Raw genomic sequence first — 21,665 nt, forward strand, 5'->3', positions numbered from 1 at the left:
GAGCATATATGGTTTTGCTCAGAACGAGCATAGAACGGAGCATCCGATGCCCGAGGTCGCCGAACTCGCCTACACCCCTGCCGTCGCTGCGGCGACCGCGCCGATCTTTGAGCGCATGAAGCGCGTCGTGCCGGCCATCGAATGGCCCTTCCACGCGCCGCTGGTCCACGCCATCAACGAGTTGAAGCGCGAGCGCAACGCCGTCATCCTGGCGCACAACTACCAGACGCCGGAGATCTTCCACGGCGTGGCCGACATCGTCGGCGACAGCCTGGCGCTGGCGGCCAAGGCGACCGAGACCGACGCCGATGTGATCGTGCTGGCCGGCGTGCATTTCATGGCGGAGACGGCGAAGCTGCTGAACCCGGCCAAGACGGTGCTGATTCCCAGCCGCAACGCCGGCTGCTCGCTGGCCGACAGCATCACCGCCGCCGACGTCCGCCTGCTGCGCGAGGCGCATCCCGGCGTCCCGGTGGTGGCCTACGTCAACACCTCGGCCGAGGTGAAGGCGGAGGTCGACATCTGCTGCACCTCGGGCAACGCGGTGGAGGTGGTGGAATCGCTCGGCGTCGACCGGGTGATCTTCCTGCCCGACGAGTATCTGGCGAAGTATGTCGCCACTCAGACCAAGGTCGAGATCATCGCCTGGAAGGGCCATTGCGAGGTGCATGAGCGCTTCACCGGCGCCGAGATCGAGGAGTTCCGCCGCCGCTTCGACCGGCTGACCGTGATCGCCCACCCCGAATGTCCGCCCGACGTGCTGGAAGCGGCCGATTTCGTCGGCTCCACCGCCCGCATGATCGACTTCGTCGGCACCGAGAAGCCGCCGCGGGTGCTGATGGTCACCGAATGCTCGATGAGCGACAACGTCGCCGCCGCCTCGCCCGAGACGGAGTTCGTGCGGCCCTGCAACCTGTGCCCGCACATGAAGACGGTGACGCTGTCGAGCATCCTGGACTCGTTGCGGACCCTGGAACCGCGCGTCGAGATCCCGGACGCGCTGGCCGCCCGCGCCCGCCGCTCCGTGGAGCGCATGCTGGCGGTGAAGCCGAAGTGAGTTTGTGGAAAGCCCTCTCCCGCCCCGGGAGAGGGAGGGGACCTGCGCCATCGGCGCGGGGAGGGTGAGGGGCTATCCGGACATGGATTTCTGATCCTCGCCTCACCCCTCACCCTTCCCAAGCTCCGCTTGGGCCCCTTCCCTCTCCCGGGGCGGGAGAGGGAGAGTCAGGAGTCCCCCTATGACCTCCAACACGCCTTACGATGTCCGCGATGCCGAGGTGATCGTCGTCGGCTCCGGCCTTGCCGGGATGACCGCGGCGCTGCAACTGGCGCCGCGCGCGGTCACGCTCATCACCAAAACCCCCGGCCTGCCCGGCGGCTCCAGCCTCTACGCCCAGGGCGGCATCGCCGCCGCCGTCGGTCCCGGCGACCGGCCGGAGGACCATGCCGCCGACACCGTCGCCGCCGGGGCTGGTCTGGTAGATGCGGCGATGGCGGCCCTGCTGACCCGCGACGGCGCCGCCGAGGTCCGCCGGCTGCTGGAGGACGGCCTGCCCTTCGACCGTGCGCCCGACGGCTCGCCGCTGCTCGGCCGCGAGGCCGCCCATGGCGCTGCTCGCATCGTCCATGCCGGCGGCGACGCCACCGGCCGCACCCTGGTCACCGCCCTGGCGGACCGCCTGCGCGCCACCCCCTCGGTGCGGGTGGAGACCGACGCCTTCGCCGTCGATCTCGTCCTGCGCAACGGCCGGGTCTGCGGCCTGCTGGCCTGCCATGGGCAGGGCTGGGTGCTGCACCGGGCACCGCGCGTGATCCTGGCGACCGGCGGCATCGGTGCCACCTTCGCCCGCACCACCAACCCGGCGGAGGCCACCGGCGACGGGCTCGCCATCGCCGCGCGGGCCGGCGCCACTCTCGCCGACCTGGAGTTCGTCCAGTTCCACCCCACCGCGCTGGCCGTCGATGCCGACCCGGTGCCGCTGCTGACCGAGGCCTTGCGCGGAGCAGGGGCGCTTCTGCTCGACCGTCAAGGCCGCCGTTTCATGCCGGACGAGCATCCGCTGGCGGAGCTGGCGCCGCGCGACGTGGTCGCGCGCGCCATCGGCCGGCGCGTCGCGGCGGGCGAGCCGGTGTTCCTCGACCTGCGTCCGGCGCTGGCCGCCAAGCCCGGCGGCTTCCCCACCGTGCTGGCGCTCTGCGCCGAGCATGGGCTCGACCCGTTCGCCGAGCCCATGCCGGTGGCGCCGGCCGCCCACTACCATATGGGCGGCGTGGTCACCGATGCCGACGGGCGGACCAGCCTGGAGGGGCTGTGGGCCTGCGGCGAGGTCGCCTGCACCGGCGTCCACGGCGCCAACCGGCTGGCGAGCAATTCCCTGCTGGAGGCGCTGGTGTTCGGCGCCCGCGTCGCCCGCGACGTGGCGGACCGTCCGCTTGCACCGCTGCCGCCCTTCGCCCTGCCCCACCCGCCGGCGGTCGCAGCCGATGTCGGCCATGCCCTGCTCGACGCCATCGGGGGGGAGGCGCGGACGGCGCTCTATGACGGGGCCGGTCTGGTCCGCGACGGGCTGGGGCTGCTGGCCGCCCGGCGCAAGCTCGACCGGCTGGCGGCGGCGCTGGACATGCTCCGCTGCGAGGACGGCGACGCCCACGGCACTGTCCAGGCTCCGCCGGACATCGTCCGGCACTGGGGCGAGGCACGCAACCGGCTGCTGGTCGGCCGTCTGGTCGTCCATGCCGCCCTGGCGCGGGAGGAAAGCCGTGGCGCCCATTGTCGCAGCGACCATCCCCTGCCGAATCCCGCCTCGATCTCCCGCACCCTGACCCTCAGCGAACTGGCCGGCGCCGCCGGCCCCCTGCCCGGAGACGCCGCATGCTGCATCCTCTGACCGTCGAGCCCATCGTCCGCGCCGCCCTGGTCGAGGATCTGGGCCGGGCGGGCGACATCACCACCGACAGCATCATCCCGACCGACGCGGTGGCGACCGCCCGCATCGCCGCCCGCAAGGATGGCCGCGTCGCCGGGCTGGAGGCGGCGCTGATCGCCTTCCGCCTGCTCGACCCCGGCATTTCGGTGACGGTGGAGCGCGCCGACGGCGACGACGTGCCCCCCGGCGGCACCATCGCCACCCTGACAGGCAAGGCCCGCGCCCTGCTGACGGCGGAGCGCACGGCGCTGAACCTGATGGGCCGGCTGTCCGGCATCGCCACCGCCACCCGCGCCCTGGTGCGCGAGGTGGAGGGCACGACAGCGCGCATCGTCTGCACCCGCAAGACCACCCCCGGCCTGCGCGTTCTGGAGAAGCATGCGGTGAAGCTGGGCGGCGGCTTCAACCACCGTTTCGGGCTGGATGACGCGGTGCTGATCAAGGACAACCACATCGCCGTCGCCGGCGGCGTGCGCCCGGCGGTGGAGCGCGTCCGCGCCGCCATCGGCCACATGGTGAAGGTGGAGGTCGAGGTCGACACGCTCGACCAGCTGGACGAGCTGCTGGGCCTGCCGGTCGATGTCGTGCTGCTCGACAACATGGACCCGGACACGCTGCGCCGCGCGGTGCGGATGGTGGACGGCCGCCTGCTGACCGAGGCATCGGGCAACGTCACGCTCGCCACCGTCCGCGCCATCGCCGAGACCGGCGTCGACATGATCAGCTGCGGCTGGCTGACCCACAGCGCTCCGAATCTGGATCTCGGCTTGGATATGTGACGGCTGACCGCCGGCACTCCTTCCCCCGAACCGGGGGCGGGAGTGCCGGCCATGCCGTCACGACGCGATCAGACCGCCAGCGTCTCGACCTTGCCGTCAAGATCCATAATCAGCAGCTCGACCTCCAGATCGGGATGGCGTTGCTTGGCAATCGTCCTGAGCTTCGTCAGATACTGGCCATGGACGTCGCTTTCCCGTCGCGGATCCGCGGCCAGATCCAGATTGAGGAAAGCCTTGTACGCACCGCAGTCGCGGTGATCCATGACGATCAGCCGCTTCACGTGATGCAGGTCGCGGGCGATCTCCACCTCGTCCCAGAAGGCTTCGCCCCAGGCCGGCTTCTTGTCGTTCAGCGCGCCCAGGCTGGCGCCGGCCAGAACGATGTGATCGTATTTCTCCTTGAGACTGCGCCCTTCCATATACTCGGCCACCCGTGCCATCAGCCGGTAGTCCATGCAGGTCAGCAGCAGCGTGTCGACACCACCGGCCTGAGCCGGACGGCTCATCATCATCGGTGCCATCAGCGTCACGCCGGCGCCCAGCGTCGCCAGCTTCAGAAAACCGCGGCGAGAGCTGTGCTCGCCCTGGCAGCAGCCATGATGGTGACCGGTCGAATGTTCCATTGCGCCCTCCCAACACGCCCCGACCCATGCCGGGGGTTTCACGCGCAATGGTGGCATCGATTTGTTAAAAATTTCAATATAGTGCCTTCCACCATGCGGAAAGGTACTAAAAATTTACGCTTGTGGTATTTTTCGGGCTTAATTGTCTACAACCGGGTTTCGTTTCGTCGGACCCGGCAAAGAACCCGACAAAGAAAACGGGCCGCCCGGTGAGGGGCGGCCCGTTCCTGTGCATGGATTTTCCTGGTCGTCAGCGTTCGGCCGTCACCCGCCACGCGTGCTGCTGGGCGCCGGTGTTCCTGCCGACCCGACGGTGCTGGAGGCCGGCGGCGGCGACGCGCTCGCGCTGTGGTTGGGCGAACAGTCCGCGTTGGCGATCCCCGCCGTCAGGAGAGTGGCGAGACCGAACAATGCGGCGACGACCGGACTGGCTCCATGAGACATTGGATCACCTCCTTTCTGAAACGTTGCGACCTCCAACAGATTGACACAGTGCGGCGCTCGGTCAATGGCCGAATCGAACATCGGCGATGCCGTCTCCCAATGGAACAGGTCCGGATTCCAAACCTGAGTGCCTTTATCGGGTTTCCAGCAGCCCGCTCATCGTCGCGAACAGTTCCGACTTCGCTTCGAAACCGACGCCGGGCAGATCGGGCAGCCGCACGCGGCCATCCTCGACTGCGATACCGTCGGCGAAGCCGCAGAAGGGCTTGAAGACGTCCGGATAGGATTCGTTGCCGCCCAGATGCAGACCGGCGGCGATGTTCAGCGACATCTGGTGCCCGCCATGCGGCACCACCCGCCGGCTGGACCAGCCATTGTCCTTCAGCATGTCCAGCGTGCGCAGATACTCCACCAGACCGTAGCTCAGCGCGCAGTCGAATTGCAGCCAGTCGCGGTCGGGCCGCATGCCGCCATGGCGGATCAGGTTGCGGGCGTCCTGGTGGGAGAACAGGTTCTCGCCCGTCGCCATCGGCCGGTCGTAATGGCTGGCGAGTTCGGCCTGCAACGCATAATCCAGCGGGTCGCCGGCCTCCTCGTACCAGAACAGGCCGTAGGGCTTCAGCGCCTCGGCATATTTGATCGCGGTGGCGAGGTCGAAGCGGCCGTTGGCATCGACGCACAGATTCTCGCCCGACCCGACCACCTCCAGCACCGCGTCGATCCGGCGGAGATCCTCCTCCAGCGGGGCGCCGCCGATCTTCATCTTCACGACCTTGTAGCCGCGGTCGCGGTAACTGCGCATCTCGTTCTGAAGCGCCGTCACATCCTTGCCAGGATAGTAATAGCCGCCGGCGGCATAGACCCAGACGCTGTCGTCGGCCACACCGCCGCGGAACCGGTCGGCCAGCAGGCGGTAGAGCGGCACGCCGGCGATCTTCGCCACGGCATCCCACACCGCCATGTCGATGGTGCCGACGGCGACGGAGCGCTCGCCATGGCCGCCCGGCTTCTCGTTGGTCATCAGCCGCGCCCAGATGCGGAACGGGTCGAGGTTCTCACCCGTGTCGTCGAGCAGGCTGTCGGGCGCCGCCGACATCAGCCGGGGGATGAAGCGCTCGCGCAGCAGCCCGCCCGCCGCATAACGGCCGTTCGAATTGAAGCCGTAGCCGATCACCGGCTTGCCGTCGCGCACCACGTCGGTGACCACCGCGACGACACTGCACGTCATCTGGCTGAAATCGATGAAGGCGTTGGCGATGTCGGACTTGATGCCGGCGGTCTGTTCGCGGATTTCGACGATGCGCATGGCGGTTTCCCTTGCAGCGTGGTGGCGCGTTTCGTGCCGGCACTGTAGGGATGTTGCGGGCCGCCGGGCCAATGCCAAGGTCGGAACGCATCATGCGGGTTCGGCATAGGGTGGCCGGAGGGCGGCGCCCACAGGCACCGGGCCGGGCCGGCAGACGTGACGAAGATTGGGCGATGGAACTCTCCTGGCTCGACGATTTCCTGGCGCTGGTGGATTGCGGCAACTTCTCCCGCGCCGCCGACATGCGCCACCTGACCCAGCCGGCCTTCAGCCGCCGCATCCGCGCGCTGGAGGATTGGGCCGGCACCCCGCTGTTCGACCGCAGCGCCCAGCCGGTGACCCTGACGGAAGCCGGACGGCGCTTCCGCCCCTTCGCCGACGAGACCGTGCGCCGCCTGCTGCAAGGCCGGGAAGAGGCACGGCTCGCCGCCCAGTCGGAGGCGGCGACCCTGCGCTTCGCCGCCACCCATGCGCTGTCGCTGACCTTCTTCCCGTCCTGGCTGCGGGCGCTGGAAGCCCGCGCAAGGCTGGGCGCCATCACCCTGTCGTCGGACAGCATGGAGGCCTGCGAGCGGCTGATGCTGGCAGGCCAGGCGCAGTTCCTGCTCTGCCACGCCCATCCGGCGGCGGCCGGCCGGCTGGATGCGGAGTCCTTCCGCTCCGTCGTCGTCGGTGGCGACCGGCTGCTGGCGGTGACCGCCCCCGATGCCGGCGGGCGGCCGCGCCATCTGCTGGCGGACGGTCAGGACACAGCGCTGCCGCATTTGTCCTACAGCCGCGAATCCGGCATGGGCCGCATCCTGGAGGCGGTGCGGGCAGCGCAGCCGCTGCCGACCGCGCTGGACACCGTCTTCACCTCCCACCTTGCCGCCGTCTTGCGCACGCTGGCGCGCGACGGGCGCGGCGTGGCCTGGCTGCCGGAAAGCCTGATCGCCGAGGATCTGGCGCGCGGCACCCTGCTGCGCGCCGGCGTGCCTTCCGGCGATGAACGCTGGACCGTGCCGGTGCAGATCCGGCTGGTCCGCCCGCGCGCACGCCAGAGCAAGGCGGCCGAAAGCTTCTGGACGCTGGCCGTCGAAGCCGCCCTGTGGCGGAACGCCGAGTCGCCGCCGGAACCCGCAGCGCAGGTTGCCGGAGCGGAATCGACCGCCGAAAAAGAGTTGTGACCCTTTGCCCGCAAGTCACTTTGATCGTTGACATTCCCGATAAAGCTTCTCCATCGAAGCGATTTCGCTGGCGCTAACCCTTTCGGTCAGGCAAAATTTGCCTAGTTGGGTTGAGAAGCGTCGCGTCAGCGACCGGAGGAACGATCATGGGCGTCAGCAGCATTGGCGGCATCGGCGGCTATCAGCAGCAGCCATACGTCACCCCGCTCAGCAGCGGCCCGGCCGCGGCGCAGCGGTCGACCTCGCCCGTCGAATCCGCACAGGAAGACCAGACCGAGCGCACCCGCCGCCAGCAGGAGGCGCAGACGGCCCAGAGCGGATCGAGCGGCGGCAACACCACCGCCACCCGCGGCCAGAACCTGAACATCACGGTCTGATCCGTAGCGGATCGCGCGGCAGGGTCGGTGCGGTAGGGTCGGTCAAGGAGATCATCGAGGGGCGGTGCCCGCCAAGGGGCTGTCCCAGGGGCAACGCCTGGAAAGCGGGCAAGAAGCGCGGGAGGCAGCGATGGAGATCCGTGGCGTTTCCAGCTCGACGGCAGTCCGCCCGACGGCTCTCCAGCCGACGGAAGCCGGCACCGCTTCCCCGTCGCCATCAGACGAGAGCACCGGCAACACGGCCTCCGGCGAGACGGGAAAATCCTCCGGCGCCGGCTTCATCAGCCCCTTCCTGCGCTATGACCAGGGCGCGCGGGTGGCCGTGCTGTATTTCCGCGACTTCGACACCGGCGAAACCCAGGACCAGATCCCGTCCCAGCGCGTGGTCGAGGAATACCGCCGCACCGCCAATCGCCTGTCCCAGGAGGACGAGCGGAAAGCGGCGGCGGCGAAGAGCAACTCGGACGGATCGGCCGGCGGCACCGGGACATCGCCCGGCAGCGGCTATGGCGCGACGGCGGGCGGGGCCGTGTCCGGTGGCACGACGACCAGCACGGCGGCCAGCGCGTCGATTGGCGTGTCCTTCGCCAGCGCTTCCGGCAGCAGCGGGACGGCGTCGGCGTCGACCGCCGCGGCACCGGCGACAAGCGGATTCACACCGGCCACGATAGGTGGATACAGCGGCGGGTCGCCGGGCGGACTGGTTTCGGTGACCGTCTGAAGGGCTTGACCGGGCAGCTTCGAACCGGGCAGCGCGTCTGATTGCCCCGCCCGTAAGCCTCACCCCCCGGTCGCCTCCTCCTCCGCCTGCCGGCGCCTGAACCCCACCAGCGCGGTTTCATCCAGCATGGCGGCCTCCTTGCGCTTCTGCTTGTCGCGCTCGCGCTTCAGCCGCTCTTCCTCGGCCAGCTCGTAGCGCTTCAGCTCCTGGAAGGCTTCGGCCATCTCGTCGGTGGCGATGTTGATCTGCATCTCCACCTGCCCCAGCGATTCGCCCAGCTTGCGGCCACGCTCCATCGCCGCCTGGGCGAAGTTGGAATAGGTGAAGGAGACGGAAAAGTCGTCGCGCACCGTTTCCTGCTCGTGCACGATCTCCTGCTTCACCTTCTCGATCTCGTTGCGCAGCCGGTCGGCCAGCGTATGGAGTTCCGCCAGGACGCGACGCTTCTCGTCCAGTTGCAGCTTTTGCAGGCGGATGATCGTCTTCAGGCTCATTGCGGCCACTGCACCCCAAAGATTTCAGCGAGCATGGCGTAGCTGGTCTCCAGATCGGTGGCCTCGCGCTTGCTCTGCTTCAAAAAGGCTTCCAATGCCGGCTGGAAGTGGATCGCCTCGTCCACCTGCGGGTCGGTGCCGCGGCGGTAGGCGCCCAGCCGGATCATCTCCGCCATGTTGTCGTAGGACGACAGCAGGCGCCGGGCATGGCCGACCAGCTCGTTCTCGTTCGCCGTGTTGCAGCCGGGCATGGTGCGCGACACGCTGCGCAGGATGTTGATGGCGGGATAGCGCCCGCGCTCGCCGATCTGGCGCTCCATCACGATGTGGCCGTCCAGGATGCCGCGCACGGCGTCGGCGATCGGCTCGTTGTGGTCGTCGCCGTCGACCAGCACGGTGAACAGGCCGGTGATGGTGCCTGCCCCGACCACGCCCGGACCGGCGCGCTCCAGCAGGCGCGGCAGCTCGGCGAAGACGGTCGGCGGATAGCCCTTGGTCGTCGGCGGCTCGCCGGCCGACAGGCCGATCTCGCGCTGGGCCATGGCGAAGCGGGTGACGCTGTCCATCATGCACAGCACGTCGCGGCCCTGGTCGCGGAAATGCTCGGCGACCGCCAGCGTCATGTAGGCGGCCTGCTTGCGCATCAGCGGCGCTTCGTCCGAGGTGGCGCAGACGACGACGCTGCGGGCCAGACCCTCCTCGCCCAGATCCTCGGTGATGAATTCCTGCAACTCGCGCCCGCGCTCGCCGATCAGGCCGATCACCGCGACCTCTGCGGCGGAAAAGCGCGCCAGCATCGACATGACCGACGATTTGCCGACGCCCGATCCGGCGAAGATGCCCATGCGCTGGCCGCGGCAGCAGGTGAGGAAGGCGTTGATGGCGCGGATGCCCAGATCCAGCTTCTCTCCCACGCGGGCCCGCGAATGGGCGTTGGGCGGCGTGTTGCGGATCGGCGTGCCCTGCGGCCCCTTGGGCAGCGGCCCCTTGCCGTCCACCGGTTCGCCCAGCGCGTTGACGACGCGGCCGAGCCAGGCGTCGGTCGGGAAGATCCGAGCCTGATCGCCCGCCACCAGCGCGCGGCAGCCCAGCCCCACCCCGTCCAGCGCACCGAAGGGCATGGCGAGCGCCCGGCCCTGGCGGAAGCCCACCACCTCGCACGGGACCTGACGGCGGTCGCGCGTCTCGACGATGCAGCGGCCGCCGACCGACAGTTCCTTCTCGATCCCGCCGACCTCGACCATCAGGCCGGACACGGCGGTGACGCGGCCGTACCGGCTGGAGTCCGGGATCTGGTCGATGTCGCGGATCAACTGATCGATATCGAACGTCATGGATCGGATACCGGCGTTTCCAGGGAAGGCGGTCCCAAGACGGGACGCGCTCCTATTAAGTGGTAGCTCTGTGGACGGAGGCGACGTTAACCACCATGATCGCATCTTGCGATGGAAGGATTAACGTTGTGTAAGCGCTTGGCACTGGCGTTAAGCTGAATCGTCTGTTAACTTGTGTAAACGGGATGGTTGAAATCGGTCATCAAGGATCGGGGACCATTCCGGGGTCGGGTAGCGAAAGCGCGCCATCAAACGTCGGGATATCGCCATGAGGGTTCTGCTGGTTGAAGACGATTCCTCCGTCGCCAAAAGCATCGAGCTGATGCTGAACACGGAAGGTTTCATCGTCGATTCTACCGACCTGGGTGAGGACGGACTCGAGATCGGCAAGCTCTACGATTACGACATCATCATTCTCGACCTGATGCTGCCGGACATCGACGGTTACGAGGTTCTTCGCCGCCTGCGCGCCGCGCGCGTGACCACCCCGATCCTGATCCTGTCCGGCCTGACCGAAATGGACAACAAGATCAAGGGCCTGGGGTTCGGCGCCGACGATTACCTGACCAAGCCGTTCGACAAGCGCGAGCTGATCGCCCGCATCCAGGCCATCGTCCGCCGGTCGAAGGGCCATTCCGACAGCATCATCCGCACCGGCCGCCTGACCGTAAACCTCGACACCCGCACGGTGGAGGTCGACCAGTCGCCGCTGCACCTGACTGGCAAGGAATACGGCATCCTGGAGCTGTTGAGCCTGCGCAAAGGCACGACGCTGACCAAGGAGATGTTCCTGAACCATCTCTATGGCGGGATGGACGAGCCGGAACTGAAGATCATCGACGTCTTCGTCTGCAAGCTGCGCAAGAAGCTGGCCGCCGCCACCCAGGGCGACAACTACATCGAAACCGTGTGGGGCCGCGGTTACGTGCTGCGCGACCCGCACGAGGAAATCGTCGAAGGCAATCCCCCGCCGCCGCCGCGCGTGCCGCAGCAACAGGCCGCCGGCTGATTCTTCAGCGCTTCCGCTTTTCTTTTGCCGCCCCTCAACGCCCGGCCGTCTTTCACCTTGAAAGCCGGACCGGGCGTTGCCATATCTGGTGGGTCATTCTGCTTCGGACTGCGGGGCCTTCAAACGCCCCCACGCTCAGCCTCCCTTTTTTCGCCATCGCCAAATTCGATCGCGAGCACCTGGGGGCCGCCAATCCCACACCCAGTCTGATGCGCCGCACCGGTGGTGTGGCGCCCTTTGCGTTATGGGAGACAGACATGCCCGTCGGCACCGTCAAATGGTTCAACAGCACCAAGGGCTTCGGTTTCATTCAGCCGGAAAGCGGCGGCCCGGATGTGTTCGTTCACATCTCCGCTGTCGAACGCGCCGGGCTGCGCAGCCTGGTCGATGGCCAGAAGATTTCCTACGAGGAGCAGCGCGATCCGAAGCGTGGCAAGACCTCGGCGGAAAATCTGAAGGCGGTCTGACCGCCTGACCGCCGACCTGCGGAAAAAGGGGCATCGGGAAACCGGTGCCCTTTTTCCGTGTTGAACAAGTCCCTGTCGCCCAGATGCAGGGCTCTGCCCAGAGGAGATCCGCGATGGCTTTCAAACCGAACTACAACCAGCAGCGGGCTGAGCGCAACCGGGCCAAGGAACAGAGGAAGCAGGAAAAGCTTCAGCGTCGCGAGGAAGGCGTCGCCGCCCGCCGCGCCGGCGATCCGGACGGGACGGAGACGCAGGACGAGTCCCTGACGACCGACACCGATGCCGATGCCGATGCCGAGACCAAAACCGACACCAACAATGCCTGAACGGACGGCCGCAGGCGCGGCCGACCGCGATCATACGGAGGACAGGCCATGGCCCGTCAGAAGAAACAGCCCGTCGACAACGCCTTCGCGCTTTTCGACGTGATTTACCAGGACGGTGCACGCACCTCGAACCGCAAGGTGCCGACCACCGACATCGATCAGTTCGACCGCGAGAATTCCATCCGCACGTACATCGAAGCGCAGGACCGCAAGATCGCCGAAATGTCCGGCAATCCGCGTGGCCCGATCAAGTCGATCACGCCGTCGGCTTGATTTTTCACCGATTCGAGTGGGGGCGGCTTCCCCGCCCCCGTCGCTTCTGAAGACGCCCCTCCTGAGGCCCCTTACGCCACCTTGGCACCGGCGGCCGAGAAGCCGCCCAGGCTGTAGAGACCGCGCTGGCCTTCCACCGGCTTGAACTTATCGGTGATGCCCAGCACCGTTTCGGCACCGCCCAGATACAGAACGCCATCCTGCGGCATCTGGCGGGAAATCGATTCCAGAACCTTCGCCTTGGTCGGCTGGTCGAAATAGATCAGCACGTTGCGGCAGAAGACGATGTCGAACTGTCCCAGCGCCGACAAATCGCCCAGCAGGTTCCATTCGCGGAACGACGCCATCTGGCGCAGCTGCTGGCTGATCTGCCACTTGTCGCCGTTCTGCTTGAAATGCTTCACCAGCATGGTGATCGGCAGGCCGCGCTGCACCTCGAACTGGGTGTAGACGCCGGCCTTCGCCCGCTCCACCATTTCCGCCGAGATGTCGGTGCCGACGATCTCGATGCGCCAGCCGGCCAGCTTCGCCGCCTCGTCGTTCAGGATCATCGACAGCGAATAGGCTTCCTGGCCCGACGAACAGGCGGCCGACCAGATGCGCAAGCTGCGCTTGGCCGCCCGCGCCTCCATCAGCTTCGGCAGCACCAGCTGGCGGAACTGGTCGAACGGCTTCTGGTCGCGGAAGAAGGACGACTCGTTGGTCGTCATCGCCTCCGTGATGTCGCGCAGCAGCGCCTCGTCCTTGCGGGTGCGGACGGTGGTCGCCAGCTCATCAAGCCCCTTCATGTTCCACTTGCGCGCCACCGGCATCAGCCGGGATTCGAGCAGATACGCCTTGTCGCGGGTGAGGACCAGGCCGGAACGCTGCTTGAGCAGCGTGGAGAACATGTCGAAATCTTCGACTCTCATGCTGCCCTCGAAGCGAGCTTGCGGATGTGGGGACCGATTTCCTTGAGCGGCAGGATGACGTTGCAGATGCCGGCTTGCGCCACGGCACCGGGCATGCCCCAGACCACGCTCGATGCCTCGTCCTGGGCGATCAGTGTGCCGCCGCCATTGACCACGTCGGTGCAGCCCTTCAGCCCGTCCTGCCCCATGCCGGTCAGGATGCAGGCCAGGATCTTGCGGCCGCCGAAGGCCTTCAGGATCGACCGCATCATCGGGTCGACCGCCGGGCGGCAGAAATTCTCGGGCGGATCCTTGCTGAGCGCGATCACGTTGGCGCCGGCACGCTGCGTCACCAGCATATGGAAGTCGCCGGGCGCGATGTAGCAGCGGTTCTGCACGATCGGTTCGCCGTCCTTGGCCTCGCGCGCATCGATCCCGCATTGGCGGGTGATGTGCTCGGCCAGGATGGTGGTGAAGGTCGCCGGCATGTGCTGGGTGATCAGGATCGGCTGGCTGACGCCGGCCTTCAGGTGCGACAGCACCTCGAACAGCGCCTGCGGCCCGCCGGTGGAACTGCCGATGGCGATCACGTCCGGCTTGGTGGCGATGGTGCCGGCCGGAGTCGGCCGGGTGACGATCGGCCCGACCTCGCGCTTCAGCAGCCCCAGCGGAGCCGCCGGGGTCAGCGGCCGGATCTCGCCGCGCGAGCGCGATCCGGCACGCCGGGCGGCGGCACCCAGCGCCTTGACCTTGGCGACCAGCTCGCGCTTGAAGTCCTCCGCCCCGCCGATCTCGCGGGTGGAGGTCGGCTTCGGAATGTAATCGGCCGCACCCGCCGACAGGCAGCGGATCGACACGTCGGCCCCGCGCAGCGTCAGCGTGGAGGCCATGATGATCTTCACCTGCGGCGCAACCGCCAGCAGCTTCGGGATGGCGGTCAGCCCGTCCATCACCGGCATCTCGATGTCCAGCACGATGACATCGATGGAATTGCGCTGCAGCGAATTGACCGCCATCTGGCCGTCGCCGACGGAGGTGACGACGCGGATGTCCGGGTCCCCTTCCAGCGCGCGGGTCAGCAGGCCGCGGATGACGGCGGAGTCGTCCACCACCATGACCCGGACGGGATCCGGGTTGGCCGGTCGCGCGGTGGTGAGGGGGCCTCTGCCAAAACTGTCCGACATAACGGCGATTCGCCTTTCAACTCGACTGGTTCAACGCTGGCTCTCCTGACATCCCGTTCGGGGTCACAGAAGGCCGACCTGCGCGAACTTGGTCTGGATGATGTCGCTGTCGAAGGGCTTCATGATGTACTCGTTGGCCCCGGCGGACAGCGCCTCCTGGATGTGGGCAAGATCGTTCTCGGTCGTGCAGAACACCACCTTGGGCTGTTCGCCCCCGCTCATCTTGCGCAGCCGGCGCAGGAACTCGATCCCAGTCATCACCGGCATGTTCCAGTCCAGCAGGATGGCGTCCGGCATCTGCGCCGCGCAGGCTTCCATCGCCTGCTTGCCGTCTTCCGCCTCCGAGCAGGCAAAATTCAGCTCTTCCAGGATCTTGCGCGCGACCTTGCGGACAACGCGGCTGTCATCGACCACCAGGCAGGATTTCATTGCGGCAGGGCCTCAGGTCATCTGTTCGTCGGCGAAAGCCGGCCGACCGGTGCGGCGCCCTTCCCCAGGGGGGCAGGGCGCCGCAAACCGTCAGGCCGTCTCGATGGTTGTGAAGTTGAGCAGACGGGGCACGTCCAGCACAACCATCAACTGGCCGTTCAGCCTATAAATTCCGGTCGACACCTCGCGCCAGCGCGGATCCAGGGTCGCCGGGTTGCGTTCGAAGTCCTCCTTGGTCAGGCTGAGCACCTCGCCGACCGAATCGACCATCAGGCTGTACAGCTCGCCGCGCAGGTCGACGACGATCGACATGCCGGGCTTGTCCTTCGGACGGCCGGTCAGGCCGAGCCGCAGGCGGACGTCGATGGCGGTGACGATGCGGCCGCGCAGGTTCAGCGATCCGGCGACCTCCGGCGGGGCCAGCGGGATGCGGGTGATCCGCTGATGGCCCAGCACGTCCTGCACCTGAAGGACCGGGATGCCGAACATCTGGTCGGCGATCGTCATGGTCACGAAGTCCTGGTTGCCGGAGACGACGAGATCGTCGCCCCGCGACTTGCGGACGGTGGACGGCAGCTTGGCGTTGCTCATGCGGCACCTTTCTGGTCGGTCAGCGTCTGCTGGAGCGCGAAGAGCAGCGCGTCACGGTCGAACTTGGCGACATAGTCGTTGAAGCCGGCGATCCGGCCGCGGTCGAGATCGCGGGCACTGGCGTGGCTGGACAGCGCCACCATCGGAACGCGCTGCCAACGGCTGCCGTGGCGCACCGCCTCGGCGAAGTCGAAGCCGCTCATGCCCGGCATCTCGATGTCGGAGACGATGACGTCGAAGTCCTCGCCCGCCTCGCAGAGCGCCAGCGCGTCGCCGGCATTCTCCACCGCCGTCACGTCGTAGCCGGCGACCGACAGCAGCGGCGTCAGCAGGTTGCGGAAGAAGGGGCTGTCGTCCACCAGCAGCACGCGCTGGAGCTTCTCCTCCTCGAACCCCTCCTGGGTGGAGGAGCCGAACCAGTCCTTGTAGGCCTGGGTCAGGAAGAAGCCGGCGTCGATCACCTCGGTCGCCTTGCCGGCGATGATGGCCGACCCCATCAGGCCGGGACGCTCCGCGGCCAGCTGGACGTTCAGCTTCTCCTCCACGATGTCGACGATCTCGTCGACGATCAGGCCCATCGAGCGGTCGCCGTCGGCGAAGACCAGCACCGGCTGGCGGCCTTCGTTGGCGATGACGAAGTTCGGGTTGATCGGCACCAGCGGCATCAGCTTGCCGCGGTACTGGACCACCGGCAGGCCGTTCGACATCTCGACCGTGGCGAGATCGACGTCCTCCAGGCGGGCGACCAGCGACAGCGGCACCGCCTTGGGCGCGCCCTCGCCGGCGCGGAACAGCAGCAGCGCCATCTTGTCCTCCTGGCGCTGGGTCTGGACCGCGGTGGTCTCCTTGCCCGCGGCCTCGCCCATTGCCATCTCGCCGGTGGCCGACGCGATGCCGTTGGGGTCCAGGATCATGATGACCGAGCCATCGCCCAGGATCGTGTTGCCCGAGAACATCTCGATGTGGCGCAGGATCGGCGCCACCGGCTTCACCACGATTTCCTCGGTGTCGAACACGCGGTCGACCATGATGCCGAAGGTGTAGGTGCCGACCTGGGTGACGACGATGAAGGTCTCGTCCGCCGGCTTCTTGGCGTCCTCGCTGTCGTCGAGCCGCAGCAGCTGCTGGAGCGAGACCAGCGGCAGCAGGCGGTTGCGCAGACGCAGGACCGGGGTGCCCTTCAGCCGCTCGATGGTGTGCTCGCTGTCGGCGGCGGCGCGCACCAGCTCGACCACGCTGATCTGCGGAATGGCGAAGCGCTCGCCGGCGCATTCAACGATCAGGGCCGAGACGATGGCCAGCGTCAGCGGGATCTTGATGACGAAGGTCGACCCCTTGCCCTGGGCCGACTTGATCTCGATCGTGCCGCCGATCTTCTCGATGTTGGTCTTCACCACGTCCATGCCGACGCCGCGGCCCGACACGTTGGTGACCTTGGCGGCGGTGGAGAAGCCCGGCTTCATGATGAACTGGATGATCTGCTGGTCGGTCATCGAGGCCAGCTCGCCTTCCGACGCCATCCCGTTCTGGATCGCCTTCTGCTTGATCCGGTCGATGGCAAGGCCCTTACCGTCGTCCTGGATCTCGATGATGATGTGGCCGCCCTCGTGATAGGCGTTCAGGGTGATGCGGCCGGTCTCCGTCTTGCCGGACTTCACGCGCTCCGCCGGGATCTCCAGCCCATGGTCGGCGCTGTTGCGCACCATGTGGGTCAGCGGATCCTTGATCAGCTCCAGGACCTGGCGGTCCAGCTCGGTGTCGGCGCCGAGCATCTGGAGGTCGATCTTCTTGTTCAGTTCATGCGCCAGATCGCGCACCAGACGCGGCAGCTTGGCCCAGGCGTTGCCGATGGGCTGCATGCGCGTCTTCATGACGCCTTCCTGCAGCTCCGACGTCACGTGGTTCAGGCGCTGCAGCGGTGCGGCGAACTCGCTCTCCTTCTGCGACCGCAGGATCTGCAGCAGCTGGTTGCGGGTCAGCACCAGCTCCGACACCATGGTCATCAGGTTTTCGAGCAGGTCGACGTTGACGCGGATGGTCTGGGCGGCGACCGCCGATTCCTTGGTCGCGGCCTCGGCACCGGCATCGGCGGCACCGGCGTTGCCGCCGCCCGAGGCACCCGCCATCGGGGCGACCGGCGCCGGCACCTTGGCGGCGGCCGGCTCGGCATCGGGCACGACGAGGTCGTGCGACTGGGCGGGCTCCTCGGCCGGCTCGGGCGCGCGGGTGGCGACCGCGGTGCCGGCCGCCGGAGCGGGAATGTCGTTCGGGCCGGGCGTGGAGTTCCACAGCGCCTCCAGCTCGTCCATCGTCACCGGCCGGGATTCCGACGCGGCAACCGCAGGGGCGGTCGGCGGCGGCGGCGGCGCGGCGGCGGCCGGGGCGGGACCGCCCAGCTTGCCTTCGGCGCACAGGTTCAGCCGCTCGATCAGCGGCAGGTCGTCGCCGGGCGGTTCCGCCTCGGTCGCTTCCAGCACCGCCAGCAGGCTCTTGATGGTGTCCAGAGCCTGCAGGATCAGCGAAACGGCTTCCGGATTGATCGTCAGTTCGCCGTCACGGAACTTGCCCAGCACGTTCTCCGACGCGTGCGCCACCTTTTCCAGGCGGGGCAGGCCGAGGAAGCCGCAGGTTCCCTTGATGGTGTGGACGAGCCGGAAGATGTTCGACAGCAGTTCCGGATTGTTGGGATTCTGCTCCAACCTGACCAGCTCGACGTCGAGCACCGAGAGGTTTTCGTTGGTCTCCGTCAGAAATTCGGACAGCAGATCATCCATGTCGCATTCCCCAGGCCCAATGTTTATGGTCCGCGCCGGCCTGCGGCTCGAACGGGCAGCATCGAAAGGCTGCCGGTTGCGCTCCAGTCCAGGTAGGGTGGGAGCCTGTCAAACACTGATTAAGAGAACCTTACCTCTTCCGATAGGGAGTCTTCCGGGAGCTGCTACCGGTAGGATCGGGGTTCCTTTGTCACAGGGAGGATCGATGAGCGACGCCGAAATCGCCCAATCCGTGCGCGAAGCCGTGGAACGCCTCAACGCCGCGCTGGCGGAGGCCGCGCGCCACAATCTGGCGATCACGCTGCGCACCACGGCCCACCAGACCACCGGCGGGGTGGAACAGGTCGTGGTGGAGCCGCGGATTTTCAAACAGCTGTAGACGGGGCCGGAAGAGCAGCCGGACGCCTCACCACTCCGCGGTGAAGACCAGCCGTTCGCTGCTTTCGGTGGCGACGGCGATGCGGAAGCCGTCGCTCTCGGCCAGCCGGCCGGCCAGATAGGCGTGGATGGTGCGGGGGCTCAGCGCCTCGGCCGTCGCCGTTCCGGCCAGAGCCGCCGCGGTCTCCGGTTTGAGGGTGCCCGGCCGGCCGGCGGCGGTCACGGTGATGCGGCCCGCCGTCTCGTCGCCGTCGGCGGCGACGGAGACCAGCCCGCCATGGGTCAGCGCCTCGTCCGCCAGCATCACCAGATTCAGCACCAGCTTGACCACGCCGCGGCGCTGGGCGGTCATGTCGTGCGGCACCCGTTCCGGCCAGTCCAGCCGGGTGCGTCCGCCCTCGACATAGCCGGCGGCGGCGGCGCGGGCGTCGGCGAAGCCTTTCTGGTCGCGCCCCGCCACCCCATAGGCCAGCCGGAACACCCGCAGCCGGCGGTCGGCCTGGCCGGAGGAATGGTCGATCAGCTTCACCGCCTCGCCGAGAAATCCGCCGACGGCAGGCCCGCCATCCTCGTCCTCCTGCATCTCCTCGATCAGTTCCAGCCCGTTGCGGATGGCGCCGACCGGGCTGACCAGATCGTGGCAGAGCTTCGACGCCAGCAGTTCCAGAACGCGGATGTCGACGCTGACGGGGAGGGAGGACGATTCGGTCACGAGGCAGACTCCGGAAAAAAGGAACGGCGACGGCGCGGTGCCGGAGATTCTATACTTTCCCGGCGCCGCCGCACAGGCGGTCGCATTTCCTATGTACAATAGCGCGATGGATGGGACCCGACATGGACGATTCGCTGGTGCCCGGCGCCTGGGTGCGCCACCCGGACCAGCCCGACTGGGGGCTGGGACAGGTACAGTCGGCCATCCGCAACCGCATCACCGTCAATTTCGAGCATGCCGGCAAGGTGCTGATCGACAGCGACGTCATCTCGCTGACGCTGGTCGATCCCGACGGGATCTGAGCGGCTTCGGTCGGGTCTCCGGCGTCCGGGAAAGCGCGGATTGCGCCGCCGCGGCCGCTTTGCTTTTATGCGACCGAAGTCGCGCATGTGTCAGGGAGTGATGGAATGAAGGCAATGATCCTCGGCTTCGCCGCCGCGGCGGTGATCGCGCTGGGCACGGCTGCGGTGCTGAACACGATGAGCCACTCGACCGCGGAGCGCTATTCCAGCACATCCGTCCGCCTTTAAAGGAACAGACGACCTCTTAATTCCACGAAAAGGCGACTTCCGGCCGATCCCTGCACGGTGTAGGATTGCACGATCCTTGACCGGACATGGCGGGCCGTCGCTTGATCTCGCGTCTCAAAGGGGGAATGGGCGCATTCGGTGTGGCGCTGATCCTGGGCCTCAACGCCCTGGTCGGTTACGACCTGCTGCACCAGCGCGACGAGACGCTGGCCCGGGCGCGGGAGGACAGCGCGGCGATGGCGCTGGTGCTGGAGCACCATGCCACCGACAGCCTGTCCGGCGTGGCGAAAATCCTGGCCGGAGTCGTCGAGGTTCTGGCCGTGCGCGCCGACGCCTGGGAGCGCGGCGACGCCGACGTCTTCGCCTTGCTGCGCCGTCAGGCGACCCTGTCGCCGCTGATCCGCGCCATCCTGGTGGTGTCGGCCGACGGCAAGCTGATCCACGACACCCAGACCCTGGAGCCGGCCGGCATCGACCTGTCGGACCGCGATTACCTGATGGCGCACCGCGACAGGCTGGTTCCCGGCGGGACCGATGCGGTCTTCGTCGGCAACCCGGTGCGCGGCCGCACCTCCAACACCTGGTTCATCAGCATGAGCCGGCGGCTCGAGGCGCCGGACGGCCGCTTCGCCGGCGTGGCGGTCGCGGTGATGGAACCGATGGCCTTCCGCAGTTTCTACCAGACGCTTCCCCTCTCCGGCGACGCGGTGGTCACGCTCTATCACGCCGACGGGCCGGTGATCGCCCGCTTTCCCGACCATGACAGCCACATCGGCCTTTCCGCCCACCATCTGCCGCTGTTCACCACGCTGCTGAAGCAGTCGCGGGCGGGCACCGAACTGCTGGACAGCGACGGCGACGGGCCGCGCCGGATCCTCAGCCATCGCGCATCGGCCGAGATGCCGGTGGCGGTGACCGTCTCGTCGTCGCGCGACGCGGTGCTGGCGCCCTGGTGGTCGAAGGCGATGACGCTGGCGGTCGCCGATCTTGCCGGGACGCTGGTGCTGGCGGCAATGACGCTCGCCCTGCTGCGCGAGGCGGGGCGGCGGGAACGGGCGATGGCGGACCTCCAGGACAGCGAACGGGCGCTGCGCGACAGCCAGCAGCGGCTGATCCAGGATATCGCCGCCCGCCACCGGATCGAGGCGGAGCTGATCGCCGCCAAGCAGGTCTCCGACGCCGCCAACCGGGCCAAGACCCAGTTCCTGGCCAACATGAGCCACGAGCTGCGCACCCCGCTGAACGCCGTCATCGGCTTCGCCGAGGCGCTGGAAAGCGGCATCTTCGGCCGGATGTCGGCCAAGCAGACCGAATATGTCGGCGACATCCGCAAGTCCGGCCAGCATCTGCTGAGCCTGATCAACGACATCCTCGACACCACCAAGATCGAGTCGGGCAAATATGCGCTGCATCAGGAGGATCTGCCGGTCGACGACCTGATCGGCGAATGCCTGCGCCAGATGGGGCCGCTGGCGGTGGAAAAGGGCGTGACCCTCACGGCGGCGCTGCCCGGCTCCCTGCCCATCCTCTATGCCGATGCCCGTGCCGTGCGCCAGATCCTGCTGAACCTGCTGTCCAACGCGGTGAAGTTCACCCCGCCCGGCGGGCGGATCGTCGTCGAGGCCGACCGGGTGGCGCGCAGCCTGCGCCTGCGGGTCAGCGACACCGGCATCGGCATCCCCGCCATCGAACTGGACCATGTGATGGAGCCCTTCCATCAGGTCGACAACTCCCACACCCGCCGCTATGCCGGGACCGGGTTGGGGCTGCCGCTGGTCAAGTCGCTGGTCGAGTTGCAGGACGGCCGCTTCGTGCTGTCGAGCGTGCTGGGCCGGGGCACCACCGCCACCGTGCTGTTTCCGCCCTCCCGGCTGCGCAACCGGTCGGAGCCCCTGCGGGCGCTGAAGCGGACGCAGCCCGCTCCGGTGTGA

The 21,665-nt window shown here is 67.6% G+C and carries 25 protein-coding genes; 15 read left to right on the forward strand and 10 right to left on the reverse strand.

The window, feature by feature from the left end; all coding sequences use genetic code 11:
• Window positions 1-46: 46 nt before the first annotated feature.
• The 3 genes from nadA (at window position 47) to nadC (ending at window position 3,706) form a co-directional block, all read left to right on the forward strand.
• Window positions 47-1,057, forward strand: a complete 1,011-nt coding sequence (nadA, locus tag VH569_RS04085; protein ID WP_098736180.1) for a quinolinate synthase NadA — start codon at window positions 47-49, stop codon at window positions 1,055-1,057.
• A 181-nt stretch (window positions 1,058-1,238) separates the two neighbouring features.
• Entirely contained in the window at window positions 1,239-2,888 is a 1,650-nt protein-coding gene (locus VH569_RS04090) for an L-aspartate oxidase (RefSeq protein ID WP_423314251.1), read from the forward strand.
• Window positions 2,873-3,706 (forward strand): carboxylating nicotinate-nucleotide diphosphorylase, encoded by an 834-nt coding sequence (gene nadC, locus VH569_RS04095; RefSeq protein ID WP_423314252.1) that lies wholly within the window; start codon window positions 2,873-2,875, stop codon window positions 3,704-3,706. Before VH569_RS04090 ends, nadC begins: the two co-directional genes overlap by 16 nt.
• Before the next feature lie 68 nt (window positions 3,707-3,774).
• Here the strand turns inward: nadC and VH569_RS04100 are convergent, their stop codons facing one another.
• Window positions 3,775-4,329 (reverse strand): carbonic anhydrase, encoded by a 555-nt coding sequence (locus VH569_RS04100; RefSeq protein ID WP_423314253.1) that lies wholly within the window; start codon window positions 4,327-4,329, stop codon window positions 3,775-3,777.
• A gap of 229 nt (window positions 4,330-4,558) precedes the next feature.
• Between VH569_RS04100 and VH569_RS04105 the strand changes: the two genes are divergently transcribed.
• The gene (locus VH569_RS04105) at window positions 4,559-4,768 is read left to right on the forward strand and encodes a hypothetical protein (protein ID WP_395457489.1); all 210 of its coding nucleotides are present in this window, start codon (window positions 4,559-4,561) and stop codon (window positions 4,766-4,768) included.
• Between the two features lie 138 nt (window positions 4,769-4,906).
• Here the strand turns inward: VH569_RS04105 and VH569_RS04110 are convergent, their stop codons facing one another.
• The gene (locus VH569_RS04110) at window positions 4,907-6,079 is read right to left on the reverse strand and encodes a mandelate racemase/muconate lactonizing enzyme family protein (protein WP_423314254.1); all 1,173 of its coding nucleotides are present in this window, start codon (window positions 6,077-6,079) and stop codon (window positions 4,907-4,909) included.
• Between the two features lie 173 nt (window positions 6,080-6,252).
• On the opposite strand from VH569_RS04110, the gene VH569_RS04115 reads away from it, so the two are divergent.
• From VH569_RS04115 to VH569_RS04125, 3 genes are all read left to right on the forward strand, one after another.
• Window positions 6,253-7,245 carry a LysR family transcriptional regulator gene (locus tag VH569_RS04115; protein WP_423314255.1) on the forward strand — a complete coding sequence of 331 codons (993 nt, stop codon included), beginning with the start codon at window positions 6,253-6,255 and terminating at the stop codon, window positions 7,243-7,245.
• Between the two features lie 146 nt (window positions 7,246-7,391).
• On the forward strand, window positions 7,392-7,622 hold the full coding sequence (locus tag VH569_RS04120) for a hypothetical protein (protein ID WP_109096470.1): 231 nt from the start codon (window positions 7,392-7,394) through the stop codon (window positions 7,620-7,622).
• Between the two features lie 130 nt (window positions 7,623-7,752).
• Window positions 7,753-8,343, forward strand: coding sequence for a hypothetical protein (locus VH569_RS04125; protein WP_423314256.1), 591 nt, complete (start codon window positions 7,753-7,755; stop codon window positions 8,341-8,343).
• A gap of 59 nt (window positions 8,344-8,402) precedes the next feature.
• Here the strand turns inward: VH569_RS04125 and VH569_RS04130 are convergent, their stop codons facing one another.
• Window positions 8,403-8,837 (reverse strand): flagellar export protein FliJ, encoded by a 435-nt coding sequence (locus VH569_RS04130; protein WP_377811530.1) that lies wholly within the window; start codon window positions 8,835-8,837, stop codon window positions 8,403-8,405.
• Entirely contained in the window at window positions 8,834-10,171 is a 1,338-nt protein-coding gene (gene fliI, locus VH569_RS04135; RefSeq protein ID WP_423314257.1) for a flagellar protein export ATPase FliI, read from the reverse strand. Before fliI ends, VH569_RS04130 begins: the two co-directional genes overlap by 4 nt.
• Before the next feature lie 268 nt (window positions 10,172-10,439).
• On the opposite strand from fliI, the gene ctrA reads away from it, so the two are divergent.
• The 4 genes from ctrA (at window position 10,440) to VH569_RS04155 (ending at window position 12,246) form a co-directional block, all read left to right on the forward strand.
• Entirely contained in the window at window positions 10,440-11,180 is a 741-nt protein-coding gene (gene ctrA, locus VH569_RS04140; RefSeq protein WP_098736190.1) for a response regulator transcription factor CtrA, read from the forward strand.
• Window positions 11,181-11,437: 257 nt separating this feature from the next.
• Window positions 11,438-11,647 (forward strand): cold-shock protein, encoded by a 210-nt coding sequence (locus VH569_RS04145; protein WP_012977930.1) that lies wholly within the window; start codon window positions 11,438-11,440, stop codon window positions 11,645-11,647.
• Between the two features lie 113 nt (window positions 11,648-11,760).
• A complete protein-coding gene (locus tag VH569_RS04150) occupies window positions 11,761-11,973 on the forward strand; it encodes a hypothetical protein (RefSeq protein WP_423314258.1) in 213 nt (70 codons plus the stop codon).
• A gap of 48 nt (window positions 11,974-12,021) precedes the next feature.
• Window positions 12,022-12,246 carry a hypothetical protein gene (locus VH569_RS04155; RefSeq protein ID WP_098736191.1) on the forward strand — a complete coding sequence of 75 codons (225 nt, stop codon included), beginning with the start codon at window positions 12,022-12,024 and terminating at the stop codon, window positions 12,244-12,246.
• A gap of 71 nt (window positions 12,247-12,317) precedes the next feature.
• On the opposite strand, the gene VH569_RS04160 is transcribed toward VH569_RS04155, so the two are convergent.
• The 5 genes from VH569_RS04160 to VH569_RS04180 all read right to left on the reverse strand — a co-directional run bounded on the left by VH569_RS04160 (window position 12,318) and on the right by VH569_RS04180 (window position 18,114).
• The gene (locus VH569_RS04160; RefSeq protein WP_423314259.1) at window positions 12,318-13,157 is read right to left on the reverse strand and encodes a CheR family methyltransferase; all 840 of its coding nucleotides are present in this window, start codon (window positions 13,155-13,157) and stop codon (window positions 12,318-12,320) included.
• A complete protein-coding gene (locus VH569_RS04165; RefSeq protein WP_395457478.1) occupies window positions 13,154-14,320 on the reverse strand; it encodes a protein-glutamate methylesterase/protein-glutamine glutaminase in 1,167 nt (388 codons plus the stop codon). Before VH569_RS04165 ends, VH569_RS04160 begins: the two co-directional genes overlap by 4 nt.
• 63 nt (window positions 14,321-14,383) lie before the next feature.
• Window positions 14,384-14,749 carry a response regulator gene (locus VH569_RS04170; protein ID WP_045583532.1) on the reverse strand — a complete coding sequence of 122 codons (366 nt, stop codon included), beginning with the start codon at window positions 14,747-14,749 and terminating at the stop codon, window positions 14,384-14,386.
• 90 nt (window positions 14,750-14,839) lie between these two features.
• Window positions 14,840-15,340 (reverse strand): chemotaxis protein CheW, encoded by a 501-nt coding sequence (locus tag VH569_RS04175; RefSeq protein ID WP_109047908.1) that lies wholly within the window; start codon window positions 15,338-15,340, stop codon window positions 14,840-14,842.
• Entirely contained in the window at window positions 15,337-18,114 is a 2,778-nt protein-coding gene (locus VH569_RS04180) for a chemotaxis protein CheW (protein WP_423314260.1), read from the reverse strand. The genes VH569_RS04175 and VH569_RS04180 overlap by 4 nt, the downstream gene beginning before the upstream one ends.
• A 205-nt stretch (window positions 18,115-18,319) precedes the next feature.
• Here VH569_RS04180 and VH569_RS04185 point away from each other — a divergent pair, with 205 nt between their 5' ends.
• The gene (locus tag VH569_RS04185; RefSeq protein WP_174474538.1) at window positions 18,320-18,493 is read left to right on the forward strand and encodes a hypothetical protein; all 174 of its coding nucleotides are present in this window, start codon (window positions 18,320-18,322) and stop codon (window positions 18,491-18,493) included.
• Between the two features lie 27 nt (window positions 18,494-18,520).
• Here the strand turns inward: VH569_RS04185 and VH569_RS04190 are convergent, their stop codons facing one another.
• Entirely contained in the window at window positions 18,521-19,204 is a 684-nt protein-coding gene (locus VH569_RS04190; RefSeq protein WP_423314261.1) for a histidine phosphotransferase family protein, read from the reverse strand.
• Window positions 19,205-19,326: 122 nt separating this feature from the next.
• Between VH569_RS04190 and VH569_RS04195 the strand changes: the two genes are divergently transcribed.
• The 3 genes from VH569_RS04195 (at window position 19,327) to VH569_RS04205 (ending at window position 21,665) form a co-directional block, all read left to right on the forward strand.
• Entirely contained in the window at window positions 19,327-19,506 is a 180-nt protein-coding gene (locus VH569_RS04195) for a DUF3553 domain-containing protein (protein WP_109047905.1), read from the forward strand.
• A 105-nt stretch (window positions 19,507-19,611) separates the two neighbouring features.
• Entirely contained in the window at window positions 19,612-19,734 is a 123-nt protein-coding gene (locus tag VH569_RS04200; protein WP_423314262.1) for a hypothetical protein, read from the forward strand.
• A 125-nt stretch (window positions 19,735-19,859) separates the two neighbouring features.
• Window positions 19,860-21,665, forward strand: a complete 1,806-nt coding sequence (locus VH569_RS04205; protein ID WP_423314263.1) for a sensor histidine kinase — start codon at window positions 19,860-19,862, stop codon at window positions 21,663-21,665.

The sequence above is a fragment of the Azospirillum sp. 11R-A genome, assembly GCF_049472615.1.
Lineage (GTDB): Bacteria > Pseudomonadota > Alphaproteobacteria > Azospirillales > Azospirillaceae > Azospirillum > Azospirillum palustre.

Coding starts and splice junctions, on each gene's coding strand:
- nadA (WP_098736180.1), top strand. CDS start 47: ATGCCCGAGGTCGCCGAACTCGCCTACACCCCTGCCGTCGCTGCGGCG.
- VH569_RS04090 (WP_423314251.1), top strand. CDS start 1,239: ATGACCTCCAACACGCCTTACGATGTCCGCGATGCCGAGGTGATCGTC.
- nadC (WP_423314252.1), top strand. CDS start 2,873: ATGCTGCATCCTCTGACCGTCGAGCCCATCGTCCGCGCCGCCCTGGTC.
- VH569_RS04100 (WP_423314253.1), bottom strand. CDS start 4,329: ATGGAACATTCGACCGGTCACCATCATGGCTGCTGCCAGGGCGAGCAC.
- VH569_RS04110 (WP_423314254.1), bottom strand. CDS start 6,079: ATGCGCATCGTCGAAATCCGCGAACAGACCGCCGGCATCAAGTCCGAC.
- VH569_RS04115 (WP_423314255.1), top strand. CDS start 6,253: ATGGAACTCTCCTGGCTCGACGATTTCCTGGCGCTGGTGGATTGCGGC.
- VH569_RS04120 (WP_109096470.1), top strand. CDS start 7,392: ATGGGCGTCAGCAGCATTGGCGGCATCGGCGGCTATCAGCAGCAGCCA.
- VH569_RS04125 (WP_423314256.1), top strand. CDS start 7,753: ATGGAGATCCGTGGCGTTTCCAGCTCGACGGCAGTCCGCCCGACGGCT.
- VH569_RS04130 (WP_377811530.1), bottom strand. CDS start 8,837: ATGAGCCTGAAGACGATCATCCGCCTGCAAAAGCTGCAACTGGACGAG.
- fliI (WP_423314257.1), bottom strand. CDS start 10,171: ATGACGTTCGATATCGATCAGTTGATCCGCGACATCGACCAGATCCCG.
- ctrA (WP_098736190.1), top strand. CDS start 10,440: ATGAGGGTTCTGCTGGTTGAAGACGATTCCTCCGTCGCCAAAAGCATC.
- VH569_RS04145 (WP_012977930.1), top strand. CDS start 11,438: ATGCCCGTCGGCACCGTCAAATGGTTCAACAGCACCAAGGGCTTCGGT.
- VH569_RS04150 (WP_423314258.1), top strand. CDS start 11,761: ATGGCTTTCAAACCGAACTACAACCAGCAGCGGGCTGAGCGCAACCGG.
- VH569_RS04155 (WP_098736191.1), top strand. CDS start 12,022: ATGGCCCGTCAGAAGAAACAGCCCGTCGACAACGCCTTCGCGCTTTTC.
- VH569_RS04160 (WP_423314259.1), bottom strand. CDS start 13,157: ATGAGAGTCGAAGATTTCGACATGTTCTCCACGCTGCTCAAGCAGCGT.
- VH569_RS04165 (WP_395457478.1), bottom strand. CDS start 14,320: ATGTCGGACAGTTTTGGCAGAGGCCCCCTCACCACCGCGCGACCGGCC.
- VH569_RS04170 (WP_045583532.1), bottom strand. CDS start 14,749: ATGAAATCCTGCCTGGTGGTCGATGACAGCCGCGTTGTCCGCAAGGTC.
- VH569_RS04175 (WP_109047908.1), bottom strand. CDS start 15,340: ATGAGCAACGCCAAGCTGCCGTCCACCGTCCGCAAGTCGCGGGGCGAC.
- VH569_RS04180 (WP_423314260.1), bottom strand. CDS start 18,114: ATGGATGATCTGCTGTCCGAATTTCTGACGGAGACCAACGAAAACCTC.
- VH569_RS04185 (WP_174474538.1), top strand. CDS start 18,320: ATGAGCGACGCCGAAATCGCCCAATCCGTGCGCGAAGCCGTGGAACGC.
- VH569_RS04195 (WP_109047905.1), top strand. CDS start 19,327: ATGGACGATTCGCTGGTGCCCGGCGCCTGGGTGCGCCACCCGGACCAG.
- VH569_RS04200 (WP_423314262.1), top strand. CDS start 19,612: ATGAAGGCAATGATCCTCGGCTTCGCCGCCGCGGCGGTGATCGCGCTG.
- VH569_RS04205 (WP_423314263.1), top strand. CDS start 19,860: ATGGGCGCATTCGGTGTGGCGCTGATCCTGGGCCTCAACGCCCTGGTC.